This is a genomic window from Aequorivita capsosiphonis DSM 23843, from assembly GCF_000429125.1.
GTDB classification, from domain to species: Bacteria; Bacteroidota; Bacteroidia; order Flavobacteriales; family Flavobacteriaceae; genus Aequorivita; species Aequorivita capsosiphonis.
Window position 1 is genome coordinate 102,331 of record NZ_AUBG01000012.1, and the last position, 14,892, is coordinate 117,222.

The 14,892-nt window shown below is 35.8% G+C and carries 13 protein-coding genes; all 13 read left to right on the forward strand.

Annotation, left to right across the window (positions count from 1 at the left end; genetic code table 11):
• The first annotated feature begins 2 nt into the window (after positions 1–2).
• Entirely contained in the window at positions 3–572 is a 570-nt protein-coding gene (locus G440_RS0110815; protein ID WP_026451324.1) for a hypothetical protein, read from the forward strand.
• 2 nt (positions 573–574) lie between these two features.
• A complete protein-coding gene (locus G440_RS0110820; protein WP_026451325.1) occupies positions 575–1,417 on the forward strand; it encodes a hypothetical protein in 843 nt (280 codons plus the stop codon).
• An 11-nt stretch (positions 1,418–1,428) separates the two neighbouring features.
• Positions 1,429–2,043, forward strand: a complete 615-nt coding sequence (locus G440_RS0110825; RefSeq protein WP_026451326.1) for a conjugal transfer protein TraK — start codon at positions 1,429–1,431, stop codon at positions 2,041–2,043.
• On the forward strand, positions 2,033–2,962 hold the full coding sequence (gene traM, locus G440_RS0110830; RefSeq protein ID WP_026451327.1) for a conjugative transposon protein TraM: 930 nt from the start codon (positions 2,033–2,035) through the stop codon (positions 2,960–2,962). Before G440_RS0110825 ends, traM begins: the two co-directional genes overlap by 11 nt.
• Positions 2,959–3,813, forward strand: coding sequence for a DUF4138 domain-containing protein (locus tag G440_RS0110835; RefSeq protein ID WP_026451328.1), 855 nt, complete (start codon positions 2,959–2,961; stop codon positions 3,811–3,813). The genes traM and G440_RS0110835 overlap by 4 nt, the downstream gene beginning before the upstream one ends.
• Before the next feature lie 7 nt (positions 3,814–3,820).
• The gene (locus G440_RS0110840) at positions 3,821–4,183 is read left to right on the forward strand and encodes a nuclear transport factor 2 family protein (protein WP_026451329.1); all 363 of its coding nucleotides are present in this window, start codon (positions 3,821–3,823) and stop codon (positions 4,181–4,183) included.
• A 419-nt stretch (positions 4,184–4,602) separates the two neighbouring features.
• Positions 4,603–4,782 (forward strand): helix-turn-helix transcriptional regulator, encoded by a 180-nt coding sequence (locus G440_RS0110845; protein ID WP_084426720.1) that lies wholly within the window; start codon positions 4,603–4,605, stop codon positions 4,780–4,782.
• Complete coding sequence (locus G440_RS0110850; RefSeq protein ID WP_026451331.1) at positions 4,779–5,381, forward strand: DUF1819 family protein; 603 nt, start codon at positions 4,779–4,781, stop codon at positions 5,379–5,381. Before G440_RS0110845 ends, G440_RS0110850 begins: the two co-directional genes overlap by 4 nt.
• 2 nt (positions 5,382–5,383) lie before the next feature.
• On the forward strand, positions 5,384–5,968 hold the full coding sequence (locus G440_RS0110855) for a DUF1788 domain-containing protein (RefSeq protein ID WP_026451332.1): 585 nt from the start codon (positions 5,384–5,386) through the stop codon (positions 5,966–5,968).
• On the forward strand, positions 5,965–9,447 hold the full coding sequence (gene brxC, locus G440_RS0110860; protein WP_026451333.1) for a BREX system P-loop protein BrxC: 3,483 nt from the start codon (positions 5,965–5,967) through the stop codon (positions 9,445–9,447). The genes G440_RS0110855 and brxC overlap by 4 nt, the downstream gene beginning before the upstream one ends.
• On the forward strand, positions 9,448–11,052 hold the full coding sequence (locus G440_RS0110865; RefSeq protein WP_026451334.1) for an RNA-binding domain-containing protein: 1,605 nt from the start codon (positions 9,448–9,450) through the stop codon (positions 11,050–11,052).
• 115 nt (positions 11,053–11,167) lie between these two features.
• Entirely contained in the window at positions 11,168–11,365 is a 198-nt protein-coding gene (locus G440_RS0110870) for a hypothetical protein (RefSeq protein ID WP_026451335.1), read from the forward strand.
• The gene (gene pglX, locus G440_RS0110875; protein WP_026451336.1) at positions 11,362–14,892 is read left to right on the forward strand and encodes a BREX-1 system adenine-specific DNA-methyltransferase PglX; all 3,531 of its coding nucleotides are present in this window, start codon (positions 11,362–11,364) and stop codon (positions 14,890–14,892) included. Before G440_RS0110870 ends, pglX begins: the two co-directional genes overlap by 4 nt.

Genomic DNA, 14,892 nt, shown 5'->3' on the forward strand with positions numbered 1-14,892 from the left:
TTATGAAGACAAAAAATTTAGTACTCGCAATAGCATTGCTGTTCAGCTTAAACATTAAAGCCCAAGGAATGCCCACTTATGACAATACCAATTTTATCAGCTTGATAAAACAACTGATAGAATCAGGGAAACAAACCTCGAATATTATCAAGACGGTTCAATTTATGAAAAAAGCGAAAGAAAACATTGAAAAGGTTAACGATGTGGTTAAACAATTAAAAGCTGTCCGCGAAATTGGACGGAATAACCAACGTCTTATAGATGTGTTGCAGGATGACTTGAGAGACATTCTTGATAGTCCTTACATCAAACCTGACGAAGTTGCAAGGGTGTCACAATCGTTCACCGCCATAGTAGAAAATTCTTTGGACACGATGGATTTTATAGATGAAATTTTATCGAGTGATTACCTAAAAATGAGCGATGCCGAACGTGCTGAAATCCTAAAACAAAAGGAATTGGAGTCGAAAGAGATGGTTTCCAACATTACCATCAAGACAAAACGCTACAAGGACATTATCTCTTTCAGAAAAATGCAGGATAAAGTCAATAACCGTGAAACCGAATATTAGAGATGACTGCAACCATCATTTTAGGAATTGGATTGGAATATATCGATACCGTTTTCCAGACGATACAGAACAGCAGTTTCTCGCAATATACTATTGCGGGAATGAAAACGCTTGCTGTGCTATTTTTTCTGATCAATATCCTAAAAAAATACAATGAAGGAGTTGCAGATAAAGACGGTTATTCGTGGGGATTGAGTCCAGGAGAACTTGCCAAGAATTTTGCAATAGTGCTATTGGTTATTTTTTCAACACAAGTATTAGGATTCTTTGATGGTATTTTAGTTGCAATTGAAGGGCAATATCGTGGTACTGCACCAGCACTATTACCCTTACAGATGCAGGACGTCCCCATAGAAGAGGATGTTAACTTTATTGAAGCTGCACAAGCTGCTATGGCATTGCTCTATGAAGCCTTAATAACGCCTCTATATGGCTTCAAAATATTCGCTTTTATCATAAGTCTCTTTCTTTGGATTATGGACTTATTTATTTACCCGCTGTTTCTAGCAGAACGTTATTTCTTATTGGGCATAATGCAAGCATTTTTTCCATTGGTCATAAGCTTAGCGGTATTTGAAAAGTTCCGATCACTTGCATACTCGTTTTTCAAGTTATATGCCGCAGTTTATATGCTTGTGCCAGCCTTCTTTTTGGTCAACATATTTATCAACGCAATCTATACCGAAATAAATACAAATTTTTGGACAAATCTTTTTGGAACAGATGTAGGTCAAGGCTTTTTTGCACCTGTGGTACAGCTCGGATCTGTTGGCTTCATTGTATTTCTGAAATTCAAATTATACAGGCGCGCCACGTCCTTCACGCTCAGATTGTTTACTAGCTAATTTAATAAATAATGAAAACACCATATAAGAATATCTATAACGTCTTAAAATTGAATCGATTTATCGTTTTGGCAGTTGTTGTCTGTGCCTTGCTATCCAGCACTTTATCAGTCTGGATGGCATTTAGCACGAATAATAAAGCGCTGAATAGTGCGTTCGCCATCAATACCGATGGCAGTATCATTCCGCTGAAGCTTGTTACCCAAAAAGAGAATTTCAGGGTTGAAGCTTTATCACATTTGGAACTTTTCCACAGTTACTTCTATAACATAGATGCTAGTAACTATGAAAGTAATTTAAAAAAAGCACTGTGGTTAGGTAATAGTTCCGTGGATAACCTGTATCGCCAGAAAAAGGCTGATGGAGTTTATAATCGATTATTGCAGTATTCCTTGGTTCAAAAAGTACTTAGCATCGATTCCAAGTTAAGCGAGAATAATGGTTCATATAGTTTTACTACAACAACTATTTTCGAAATCAATAGAGGGTCAATAGTTGACACCTATGAATTGATTTCCACGGGGAATCTTATTATGGTTGACCGAAATTTCCCAAACAATCCGCACGGACTATTGATTACCAATTACTTTGAAAACACCTTAAAAAAATTGAATAATGAAAATTGAAAAAAATAAAATTGTCTTCGCAGCGGTATTGGCCGTGATATTCATATTTCTGATTTCCTATTCCGTTATGGTAATGGATGGTGATGAAAGTGAAAGTAAAAACCTTGAGCAAACATTGATACCTGATTTGGAAGAAAACCAAAAGGAATACAACTCAAAATTGGATGCTATCAATGATTTGAAGGAAGTTCGCGAAACCAACGCTCCCAGTATTTATGATGAGAAACTGATTGACTCCTTAGGGTTTTATGATCCGGATCTTCCGAAACGTGAAAAAGAACGTATTGTAGATAGCATTTACGATTCAGGAAGGATCCAATATTCAGAAAAGCGTTATCAAAACATCGGAGAAAAAAGAACCTCTCGAAGCAAGGTACAGCAAATTGATTCAGCTGAAATAAAGAGAGGGCAAAAAATTGAAGCCAAGGAACTTGGTCTGGAACATCAACTATTTTTCGCTGCTTCACCAAGCCCCAATGAGATTTCAATAATCGGTAATACAGACAAAACTATTTATGTGGTGGTCGATGGCGACCAAGTAGTGCAGGCGAATACTAGATTGAGAATGCGACTTACCAAAGCTGCAACAATCAACAGTAAAATGATGCCAAAAAATACCCTTGTATTTGGATTCATCAGATTTCAGCCTAATCGTGCTTTGATTGAAATTGAGAATATCAATCATCATCCCACAAAGCTCAAAGCATTCGATTTGCAAGATGGCAGTGAAGGAATATATGTTGAAAATAATTTTCAAGCTGAGGCAACCAACGAGGTTTTGACTGATATTATTGATGACATCAACATCCCATCTGTCCCACAGGTTAGCGGGATAACTAAGGTTCTTAAACGTAGAAATCGTAAAATAAAAGTGACCGTATTGAACAACTACAAACTAATTCTAAAACCAAAGCTATGAGAACATTTATTTTAATATCAGCTATACTAATTTGCAGTTTTGCACCTCGACCTTGCAATGCACAAGCTACAGCGCAAACAACTAAAAATCTGGACACTATCTATGCCAATGAGACCAAAAATGTCGCACTCTTCTTCCCTGAACCCATTCGACAGGGAATAACAGGTTCAGATAATTTTGTGTTTACTTACAATCGTGAAAAAGAACAGTATTTCGGACTATTACAGGCAAAGCCGGGGAAAGAAAGTAATCTTCTGGTAGTCAATAGAAATGGATCAATTTTTTCCTATATTGTAAGGTATAAAAAGCAGCTTTCAAAGCTTAATTATTTCATTCCGATATCCAGTAGCATTGGGAATGAAAAACCAAAAGTGAAGGATTCAATTCAGACTGAAACTCTTGAGAAAAATGTTGATTATGGAGAATATTACTATGAGAAATTCTGTTCTTATCTTCTTGACAGAAAACAACACATCGGACGGATTAAGAAACAGAAAGAAAGCATCATTTTAAGTGTTGAAAATGTTGTTTTTGATAAGTCAGCCCTCTACTTCGTTATCCAAATCGAGAATAATTCTACTTTGGATTATGATTTGAATTTCTTAAAGCTTTCGGTTGAAACAAGACAAAAAGGAAAAAGGAAATCGTTACAGCGGCTGTATCAAGAACCTCTTTTTAAGTATAATTTGCCTTCTAAAATCGTAGAGAATGAAACAGTACGATTCGTTTATGTGATGCCCAAGTTTTCATTATCTAATGACCGCAGAGCAATTTTGGAACTGAACGAAAAAGATGGCGAACGTAATATTGAATTGAAAATATCACATAAATATATTAATAATCCAAACTGATACTGATATGAAACGAATATTCATTTTCTCAGTCATACTTTTATCTATTTCCTGTTCTCAAGATAAGAACCTTTCACCTGCTGAAACCGCAAAAATAGTTCTAAAAGGCCTCTACGAAAAGGATAACACTACTATGAAAAAGCACACTACTGCCGATGGTTATAGCGGGCTTTTAATGATTCAAGATATGGTGCCGGAAAATAACAAAGAAGTCACCGTAGAAATCTTAGATGAAAGCGTCGATGGCGATACAGCTTGGGTTAAATACAATACTTCTTATGACGAGAAGCCTGGTGTTTTTAAATTGGTTAAAGAGAATGGCCAATGGAAGGTTTCTAGTAAAGGACCTAGAGAAAGAGGGCCATTTTAAAATAAAAAATTGGTTTAAACATAAAGTCATCTATTGAGCTCCGCCAAGTAATAAAAGTGTTTAACACCACATCTGCTTTTTTTGAGGAAATACGCATCAGCTTTAACTGTTTGGTAAATCATCCTTTGTATTTACTTATCTCACGATGCACGATTTCTAGTGTAATTTCTCTGTCTACCGTACTCATTTTATTGTTCTAATTACTCTTCCATTATTTTCAAACTTAATATTTACGGATCCTATTAGGCTGTGATAGGTAATGATGTTACAGAATCCATTTGGGTCATTCAATAAATCTATTCTTAAGATTATTTGTTTTTAAAATATTACACAAGCATAATTTGATGAATTTTAATTTTGTTAAAGCAAATTTTCTATATTTACAATGAAGACAAACTTTAATTTTTATTAAACTGAATATGCTTAAAGAACTTCTCGAATCAAAAGGAGTAAAACAAAAATGGCTCGCCAATAAAATTGGTGTAAGCCAAGTTTCTGTAAGTAATTGGGTAAAAGGTAAGAGTGAGCCTAGCCTAAAAAATTATCAGAAAATCAGTGAATTACTTGATATACCTTTAAAAGAGCTAACGCATCAATGATTGCAGAAAAGACATATAATTTTTCATTTACTGCGGCTTCTCTACGCACGAGAGAATTTGTGCTTGTAGCCAAGCATCTATTTGAAAATCCGGTTGAAGATATTGAAAGCATCCTAGGTAACGGCAAAAGAGCTACTGGTAGACGTTATTTTAAAGAGATGTGTAAATGGATTGACACCTTAACCAAGAGTCAGGTAAAAGCGTTATTAGAGGGCAGCTATAAGGTTCAGAATGAAATAACATTTATTGCCGCTTGTAAACATTTCCATTTCATTCGTGATTTTATTCTTGAGGTTGTTCGTGAAAAATACCTCGTATACGATTACGAAATCACAGATGGTGATTACATCTCTTTCTTTCGTCGCAAAGCAGAATACCATTCAGAAATGAATAAACTAACCGAAGTTACACAAAAGAAAGTAAAGCAAGTTACCTTCAAAATATTAGAACAAGCAGGACTGATAAACAATGTAAGATCAAAAATGATACAACCACAAATTATAGAATCTGAAACACGAAAAGCCATACTTGCAGACAACGCGGAGTTATTCAAAATTTTCTTATTGAGTGATTTTGATATTGAAAATTTAAAAGCTTAAGTATGGGGAATCTTACACATAAATTTGAACATTTGTTCAATGTCATTTCTTCATCAAATTTTCTGAACAAGGAATCTTTAGGGGGAGAAATTCCCTTTTTCATTTCCTCTTACAAAGCTGAAGAAGAAATTGCTTGTAGAGAAGAAATACGTTTACTGAAAAAGAAGTTAGAAAATAAAGGAGTGCCCATTTTAGAGTTAAACCTTTACCATCTTGCTTGCGAGATTTTAGAATCTAAAGGTGGAATGGAACGAATGTTTAAAGTTGAAAAAGCAAAATCTAAAGACAAGTTTTTAAGCGCATTACAATCTTCTCTTAATATGCATCAAGTACTGATGCCACTAATAAAACAAAAAATAGAATCTAATAATGCAAAGGTGTATTTCTTAACAGGAATAGGTCTCGTATTTCCGTTTATACGGTCTCATAACGTACTTAACAATCTTCAAAATATCGCAAAAGAAGCACCCACAGTTGCTTTCTTTCCTGGAGATTATAACGGCCATACATTAAACCTTTTTGGTCTATTAAAAGATGATAATTACTACCGTGCATTTAATATGGATAAAATAGAAGCTAAACTATGATAAAACAATATTTTGAAAAACCTATAGACCGTCCTATTGAAACAGTTATTAAGGCAGATGACCGTGATAACATTTCTACAGAAGTCACTGAATATGTCATTACTAATGAAATAGGAAAGAAAATTAGAGACTTCTTTCAAGCCTATAACGATTATGCTGGTGCAAATGGTGTTTGGATCTCTGGTTTCTTCGGAAGTGGTAAATCCCACTTATTGAAAATCTTGTCTTACGTATTAGAAAACAAAGAACACGATGGCTGGAAATCTGGAGAGTTGTTTGCAGAAAAAGTAGACAACGACGAGATGCTCAAAGGTGATATCTTAAACGCCACACGTATTCCATCCGAGTCTATACTATTCAATATTGATCAACAAGCACAGATTACCAGTAAGGAAGATCCTAATGCGATTCTATCTGTATTCTACAAAGTGTTTTATGATCATCTGGGATATTACGGCTTTCAACCTCACGTAGCAGAGTTTGAAATGTGGTTGGATGGAAAAGGAAAATATGAAGCTTTTAAAACTGAATATAAAAAGGTAAATGATACATCTTGGGAAGTAGATCGTTTAGAATATTTCGTTTTGGAAGTAAAAGATATTTTAGCGACTGTATTTAATGAGAGCCCTGAAAAATATGAAAATATTCTTGACGAATTAGAAGATAAAAACAAACAGTCCATTGAAGACTTTTGCAATCGCGTAAAAACTTATATTGATTCAAAACCTAAAGGTTTTAGGTTAAATTTCTTTGTAGACGAAGTAGGTCAGTACATAAGTGACAACACCAAGTTAATGCTGAACCTGCAAACCATTGCTGAAACATTAGCAACCAAAACAAAAGGTGATTCTTGGCTTTTAGTTACCTCTCAAGAGGATATGGAAACCGTGGTAGGCGATATGAACAAGAGCCAACAAAATGACTTTTCCCGTATTCAGGCACGATTCAAAATAAAAATACCGCTTACTTCTGCCAACGTGGATGAAGTAATTGAAAAGCGCTTGCTCGATAAAAATGATAAGGCACAAGAAGAGTTAGCCAATGCGCATAAAAAGAATGGCCCTCACTTAGAATCCCTATTGTCATTTTCTGAGGCTGGAGTTCAGTTTAGAGGCTATAAGGACAATAATGATTACGCAAATAAATTTCCCTTTGTCCCATATCAATTCGATTTATTTCAGCAGTGTAGAATTGCATTATCAAATCATAACGCCTTTCAAGGAAAACACGCTTCCGTGGGAGAACGTTCTATGCTGGGTGTATTTCAACAGGTAATTAAAGCCATTCAAGAACGCGATAAAAATGCGCTGGTAAGTTTCGATTTAATGTTTGAAGGTATTCGTAATGAATTACGTGGGGAAATCCAGCAATCTATCATTCTTGCCGAAAAACAACTGGACGACCGCTTTGCAGTAAAGGTTCTTAAAGCATTGTTTCTGGTAAAGTATTTTGGAAATTTTAAAACAACAAAACGTAATATTTCGGTATTGCTCATAGACGATATTAACGTTAACCTTAAAGATCACGAAGCAAAGATTGATACGGCATTGACTATTCTTGAAAATCAAAGTTATGTGCAACGCAACGGCGATATTTTTGAGTTTTTAACCGATGATGAAAAGGATGTAGAAGAAGAAATAAAAAACACGGATATTGATGAGCAAGCAATTACTCAGTTGCTCAAAGAAATCCTTTTTGATGAAATCATAAGAGATAACAAAATAAAATATCTAGAGAACAAACAGGATTATGATTTTACTAGTAAAATAGACGGTAGTTTCTTCGGTCGTGAGAAGGAATTGGAAATAGAGATTATTACCGATAATTATCAAGATTATGATAATGAAGCCTTCATACAATCCCAAACTATGGGAAGTACCGGTATGAAGCTAGTTCTTGCTTCTAACGCGACTTTTATGCACGACGTAAGAATGTTTATCAAAACAGCCAAATATGAAATGCAAAATAGAGGCTCTGGAACAAGACCTCAAGTAGCTCGTATCCTTCAAGAAAAGTCGATGCAAAATGTAATCCGCAAGAAGAATTTGATTCTTATGGCCAACAAAGCATTAGCAGAGTCACAAGTATTCCTAAACGGAAGTAAATTGGAGATGACAAATTCCAGTGACGGAAAGACTCGCGTTATCAATGCATTTCAAAAACTGGTTGCTATAGTGTATCCTAATCTGCGTATGCTGAAGTCTGTTTCTTTTTCTGAAGATACCATTAAGAATACCATTCGCACAGCACCAGATGCGCTGTTCACAAATGATGACACTACTATTTCTGAGGCGGAAGGAGAAATTTTAAGTGAGATTTTAAAGCGAAAAAATCGGAGCGATCGTACAACGCTCAATGATATTAAAAATGTATTTATTAAAAAACCGTATGGCTGGTATCCAAATGCTATTTGGACTGTTACGGCAAAGCTCTATAAAAGAGGAAAAATTGAAGCAAAACAGGATTCTAACCTTTTAGAGAACGAAGCATTTTTAAACGCACTCCTAAATAGTTCCCATCACGGTAACACCATTCTAGATCCGCAAGCTACTTTTGATGCAACCGCTGTTAAAAAATTGAAAGACGCATACAAGGATGCCTTCGATGAAAGTTGCTCCTTGCGTGAGGCAAAAGATGTTGCTTCAGCCTTTAAGGAAAGACTTATACAAATGCGTATCGATGTAGATCAACTACTGGCTCGTAAACAGTCGTATCCATTTCTTAAAAGTCTGGAACCATTTTCAGAAAAATTAGACCGCTGGTCAAAGAAGGAGTATAGCTATTTCATCACAAAGCTTTCTGAGTTTGAAGATGAATTATTAGACACTAAAGAAGACATACTCTCCCCCATTCAACGTTTTATGAATGGAGAACAACGTAATATTTATGACGATGTTAAAGCACTGTTAGAGGGCAATACCGCAAACTTCGATTACATTCAAAGTGATGAGCTGGACACACTCAAAACGCTAATAGAAAGCGACACACCTTACAAAGGAAGCGGTGTGCAGCTGGCAAAAGCTGCAAAAGACGAATTGTCTAAAAAAGTACTTGAACTTATCAAAGAGGAAAAGACTGGTTTTATAGCTGCGGCAGAAGAATATATAGATGACATAAGTAATCGCCCTGCGTTTAAAACACTCGATACAGATCAGCAATTGAATGTCGTAAAAGTTTTAAGCGATAAGAAAAACGCCATATCAAATGAGCGCTTTATTGCAAACATCAGGCAATCTAAACAGCAATTATCTCAAATCCATACAGATGCCTTAAACCTTATGGCCAATATGGCTGCACCAAAAAAAGAAGCAGGTAAAGCGGCAGAACCCATAGCAAAGTATATAAGACGCTCACAAATTCACGTCGATTATGAAAAGAATGAATTAGTGTCTGAAGATGATGTAAACGAATATGTCGAAGCACTTCGAGAAGCTTTTTTAAAGCGTATAAATGAAAACATTAAGATCAACTTAAAGTAGATGACCAAAAAGGAACTCATAGCAAAGCTAAACGATCTGGAATGGGAAGATTTTGAGGTAAAGGAAGCTAAAGCGTCTGTACCAAAATCTTGTTGGGAAACTGTGAGTGCTTTTTCTAACACCTCTGGTGGTTGGCTTGTTTTTGGGATTAAAGAAATCGGTAATAGCTATGAAATTCAAGGCGTCACCAATGCCGAAAAGATAGAACAGGACTTTTTAAATACCCTTCGAGGTGAGAAGTTTAATGTGTTTGTAGATACAAAACAACAGCGTTATGTTATTGATGGCAAAACAGTTCTGGCATTCTACATTCCTGTTTCGGCCCAAAAACCTGTGTATTACAATACGCAGGCCAATACGTTTATTCGCAGATCAAGTAGTGATCAAAAAGCGCGTAAAAATGAAATAGATGCCTTTTATAGAGACCAAAGCTTTGGCACGAAAACATCTGAACTGGCACCCAATACGTCTAAAGATGATATTGACGTTACATCGCTCAAGCAATATCGCGATTATATGGCGCGCTTTAATCCAGACGTGAGCTACAACCGTTTTGATGAAGATGTTTTCCTTTCAAAACTGCGTGTTCTGGATGATGGGCAACTCACCTACTCGGGACTTTTGTTTTTAGGAAAGCGAGATACTATAGAAAAGCATTTTCCAGATTTTAGAATTGATCTCTTAGAAATAGAAGGTAAATCCATTTCCGAAGCAAGCTCAAATTATAGTTTCCGCTTAGGGGAATTTGAAAACCTTTGGGATTATTATTTTGAATGTTTTAAACGCTTAAAACCAGAGGTTGATGTTGAATTTCAATTAACAGATCAAGGTTTTGGCCAAGAACTCTCTCCCGGTTTAAAAGCCATACGTGAAGCATTGGTGAATATGCTAATGCACGCCGATTACTTTGCGCCTGCGCACTCACGCATACGCATCTTTACAAACCATATTGAGTTTTATAACCCGGGCGGATTGCCGAAACCAATTGAAGAGTTAAAAGCAAAAGATTTATCCTTACCACGCAATCCACTCATCACAAAATTATTTAGAATGGTACGTCTTGCAGAAAACGCTGGTTATGGTTTTGACCGCATAGAAGCAAACTGGAAAACATATAACAATACAGCGCCCGAATACGACATTAGTTTTGATGCGACTATTTTAAAATTATATACGCATCAACAAGAGGAAACTGTGAAAACTTCGGAAACCGAGCTCAAAGATTTCACAGCGGCTTTAGAGAGACTTCAAAACGAATTAAATGAAGAGCCTGCTGACTTAGAGGTTGTTATGACTATTCTATCTGATAACTATGAAGGTTTTAAGCAATTTATTTCTGAACAGTTTGGGAACAGTTCGGGAACAGTTCGGGAACTCTTCGGGAACACTTCGGAAACACTTCGGAAACACTTCGGAGACAACACAGTGATTTTACTATTACTTATCATTTTTGATAAAAAAATTACCGCAAAAGAAGCAGCAAAAACAATAGGCGTTAGTTCGAGAAGTATAAAAGATTATTTTACAAAACTGAAAGATGCAGGTGTGATAGAACGTCAAGGAAGCCCAACTTTTGGAGGTCATTGGATCATAAAAATTACTTAGTATTAAATCTAAAGCACCCAGATGTTTATGGAATGTCTGAATTAGCATTATCAGCAATTTAAATAACTTGACATACATTCTTAAGTAAGGATTTATGTAATAGTTAGTTAAGGAGTTGGCGAAGAAGTTGGCGAAGGAGTTAGTGAAGGAGTTAGTGAAGGAGTTGGTGAAGGAGTTGGTGAAGGAGTTGGTGAAGGAGTTAGTGAAGGAGTTAGTGAAGGAGTTAGTGAAGGAGTTAGTGAAGGAGTTAGTGAAAGAGTTAATGAAGCCTAAGTACAAAATAAAAATAACATATAGAATACCAGTTAAATGAACACCAACCAACTAAAACGCTTTGCGCAAGACGCCCGCGTAAAACTCATAGACCAGATAGGTGCAAAACTTGAAAAGGTTTTGACTACGGATAGTGTAGAATTACGCGAAAAAGCTGGCCATTTAAAAAAGTTACAAGAAGCCATTAATAAAACGTCTAAAGCTGAAGTGATAGACACCGTCGCCTACACTTGGTTTAACCGCTTTGTAGCCTTACGGTTTATGGATGTGAATGCTTATGAACCTATAGGGGTTTCTGTAGTAAGTCCTATGGAAGGTGGAACGCTACCCGCCATATTACAAGAAGCCAAACAAGGTAATATCCCTGAAGAATTGCCGGTACAACACCAGCGGATTTATGATTTACTCGACGGAAAAATACCAAGTACCGATGCTCAAAATGAAGGGTATGCAGCGCTATTGGTTGGGGCGTGCAATCATTTAAGCAAAATACTTCCTTTTCTGTTTGAAAAGATTGATGATTATGCAGAGTTGTTGTTGCCGGACGATTTAATTTCTAGTTTTTCTATCATAGAAGATATTAGAATTGGGATGAAGCCAGAAGATTGCGCAGAAGTGGAAATTATAGGTTGGCTCTATCAGTTCTACATTTCAGAAAAGAAGGATCAGGTATTTGCCAGTAAAAGCAAAGTAAAAAAAGAGGATATACCCGCAGCAACGCAATTATTTACACCGCGATGGATTGTAGAGTATATGGTTCAAAATACCGTGGGTAAATTGTGGATGCAAAACAACCCACAATCTAAGTTGCGCGACTATATGCCCTATTTTATAGAATCGCCCAGCGTTACGGCAGACGATTATCTCAAAATTGATAGCGTAGAAGATATCACACTACTGGACCAAGCTTGTGGTAGTGGCCATATACTCGTTTACGGTTTTGAATTACTTTCTATAATTTATGAAGAAGAAGGCTATAACAAAAGTGATATCCCAACACACATTATAGAAAAAAACCTTTTCGGTTTTGAAATAGATACGCGTGCAGCTCAACTTGCAGGATTAGCATTAATGTTGAAAGCAAGACAATACTACCGTCGTGTGTTTACTAAGGATATTACCCCTAATATTCCCTGCTATCAAGACTTACAGATTACTGAAGAAGATATAAAAGCAACTTTTAGTGCAGTAGATGAAGCACTAAGTGATGCCTTATTGCACGACCTGAAAACAATGCAACAAGCCACTAATCTTGGGTCGCTTATAATACCGCATACCAATGCTAAAGACTTAGAAAAAGTAAGAATCTCTTTAGCAAATAAAGCGAATAATACTGACCTCTTTCATAGACATAATCTTAGAGGTGTATTACAAGCTATTGTTCAATTAAGTGCGCTTTCGCGAAAATACCATTGCGTTGTAGACAATCCTCCATATATGGGTGAAAGTAAAATGAATCCAGTTTTAGGTAAATGGGTTAGATCAAACTACCCGAAAAGCAGAGCTGACTTAATGGTTTGTTTTATGGAAAGAGCTCAATTTCAGTTATTTGAAAATGGATTTGTAGGAATGATTAATCTTCCTTCGTGGATGTTTTTATCCTCATTTGCTGACTACCGAGTAGAAATGCTCAAAGAATATAATATTGACAGTCTTCTACATTTAGGTAGAGGTGTTTTTGGTTCAGACTTTGGATCAGTTGCTTTTACTTTTAAAAAAAATAAGGATAATCATTTAAAAGGTGTTTATAGAAGATTATTTAAAGAGCACGTAAAAGTTCGTACTGTTGAGAAAATAAAATCCATATTTCTTGACTTTAATTATGGCTATTATTCAACTGATCAAAGTGGTTTTAACAAAATAGCTGGAAGTCCAATAGCATATTGGGCTAGCGAAAGAGTAAAAGAGATTTTTGCTAAAAGCAAAACTGTCATCGATGTTGGAGATACTTTTCAGGGCATTATAACTGGTAGCAATGATTATTTTTTGAGATTTTGGCAAGAAGTTAAATTAGCGACAATAAAATTTGATGCAGAAAAAACTGAGGATGTAATAGTAAAAGAAACAAACTGGGTACCCTATAATAAAGGCGGTAAATTTAGAAAATGGTACGGTAATCAAGATTATATAGTCAATTGGTCTTCCAAGGGTGAAGATTTTACTAGAGGAAAAAAAGGATTTTCAAAATATTTTTTTAGAGAATATCTAACTTGGACTTACATCAGCGCTAGTACACTTGCTACAAGATATTTCCCAAAAGGATTTCTATGGGATGTATCAGGCTCTGGAGTTTTTCCTTATGAAAGAGAAGATATTTTCTATTTACAAAGTTTAATAAGTTCTAACGTTGGACTAGCTTTATTAAAAATGATAAATCCAACAATAAATTTTCAAGTTGAAAATATTGCTGTAGTTCCTGTTATTTATCCAAAAAACTTAGATGAAAAGAAAAAAATAGTAAAGCTAGTAAATGAAAACATTTCATTATCTAAGAAAGAGTGGGATTCAAGAGAAGATTCTTGGTTGTTTTCTCAAAACGAACTCCTTAGGATTAATGGCCAAGATATCGAGGAAGCTTATGACAGTTATTGCAAATATTGGCACAATAAATTTTTTCTATTGCATAGAAACGAGGAAGAAATTAACCGTCAGTTCATAGAAATTTATGAATTAAAAGACGAACTATCACCTCAAGTACCGTTAGATGATATAACAATTATAAGAGAAGAATCAAGTATTACAGATGGGCAATTAGTCTTTCGCGAAAGCGAAATTATGGCGCAGTTTATTAGCTATGCAGTAGGCTGTATGTTTGGGCGTTATAGCTTAGATAAACCCGGTTTAATTTTGGCGAATCAAGGAGAGACACTCGAGGATTACCTTGAGAACTTACAAAAATCAAATTCCAAATTCCAAACGCTGGATGACCTTACCTATATTCCTGACGATGATAATGTGATTCCTATTTTGGACAATGAGTGGTTTGAAGATGATATTGTAGGTCGTTTTTATGCCTTTTTAAAAGCTACCTTCGGTATCCCCCATTTTGATAAAAACCTAGCTTTTGTAGAAGACTGTGTAGGCGATATACGCAAGTACTTTTTAAAGACTTTTTATACAGATCACGTAAAGCGTTATAAAAAACGGCCTATCTACTGGATGTTCTCATCGCCTTCTGGCGCATTCAACGCGCTAATCTATATGCACCGCTACACCCCAAACACGCTTAACACGGTACTCAACGGTTATCTCAAAGAATACCTAGAGAAGCTAAAAGCGCAAGACAAACAACTGGACCACGTTAAAAATGTGGGTACAGATAGAGAAAAAGTCAGCGCAGAAAAAGAACAAGCCCGTATCAACAAAGTAGTCATTGAACTACAAGAATACGACCGTGAGTTATTTAAACTAGCTACAGAACGTATCGCCATAGATTTAGACGATGGCGTGCTTGTGAACTATAATAAGTTTGGAACTATCATCAAACCAGTATCCGGGTTAAACGATAAAAAGGCAAAGGATAAAGTGAGGAAGTTTGATTGGATAGATGTAACAGAAATACAATAA

What these genes read in the sequence shown, in the direction of transcription:
- G440_RS0110815 (WP_026451324.1), top strand. Translation starts at nt 3, where the DNA reads ATGAAGACAAAAAATTTAGTACTCGCAATAGCATTGCTGTTCAGCTTA.
- G440_RS0110820 (WP_026451325.1), top strand. Translation starts at nt 575, where the DNA reads ATGACTGCAACCATCATTTTAGGAATTGGATTGGAATATATCGATACC.
- G440_RS0110825 (WP_026451326.1), top strand. Translation starts at nt 1,429, where the DNA reads ATGAAAACACCATATAAGAATATCTATAACGTCTTAAAATTGAATCGA.
- traM (WP_026451327.1), top strand. Translation starts at nt 2,033, where the DNA reads ATGAAAATTGAAAAAAATAAAATTGTCTTCGCAGCGGTATTGGCCGTG.
- G440_RS0110835 (WP_026451328.1), top strand. Translation starts at nt 2,959, where the DNA reads ATGAGAACATTTATTTTAATATCAGCTATACTAATTTGCAGTTTTGCA.
- G440_RS0110840 (WP_026451329.1), top strand. Translation starts at nt 3,821, where the DNA reads ATGAAACGAATATTCATTTTCTCAGTCATACTTTTATCTATTTCCTGT.
- G440_RS0110845 (WP_084426720.1), top strand. Translation starts at nt 4,603, where the DNA reads ATGCTTAAAGAACTTCTCGAATCAAAAGGAGTAAAACAAAAATGGCTC.
- G440_RS0110850 (WP_026451331.1), top strand. Translation starts at nt 4,779, where the DNA reads ATGATTGCAGAAAAGACATATAATTTTTCATTTACTGCGGCTTCTCTA.
- G440_RS0110855 (WP_026451332.1), top strand. Translation starts at nt 5,384, where the DNA reads ATGGGGAATCTTACACATAAATTTGAACATTTGTTCAATGTCATTTCT.
- brxC (WP_026451333.1), top strand. Translation starts at nt 5,965, where the DNA reads ATGATAAAACAATATTTTGAAAAACCTATAGACCGTCCTATTGAAACA.
- G440_RS0110865 (WP_026451334.1), top strand. Translation starts at nt 9,448, where the DNA reads ATGACCAAAAAGGAACTCATAGCAAAGCTAAACGATCTGGAATGGGAA.
- pglX (WP_026451336.1), top strand. Translation starts at nt 11,362, where the DNA reads ATGAACACCAACCAACTAAAACGCTTTGCGCAAGACGCCCGCGTAAAA.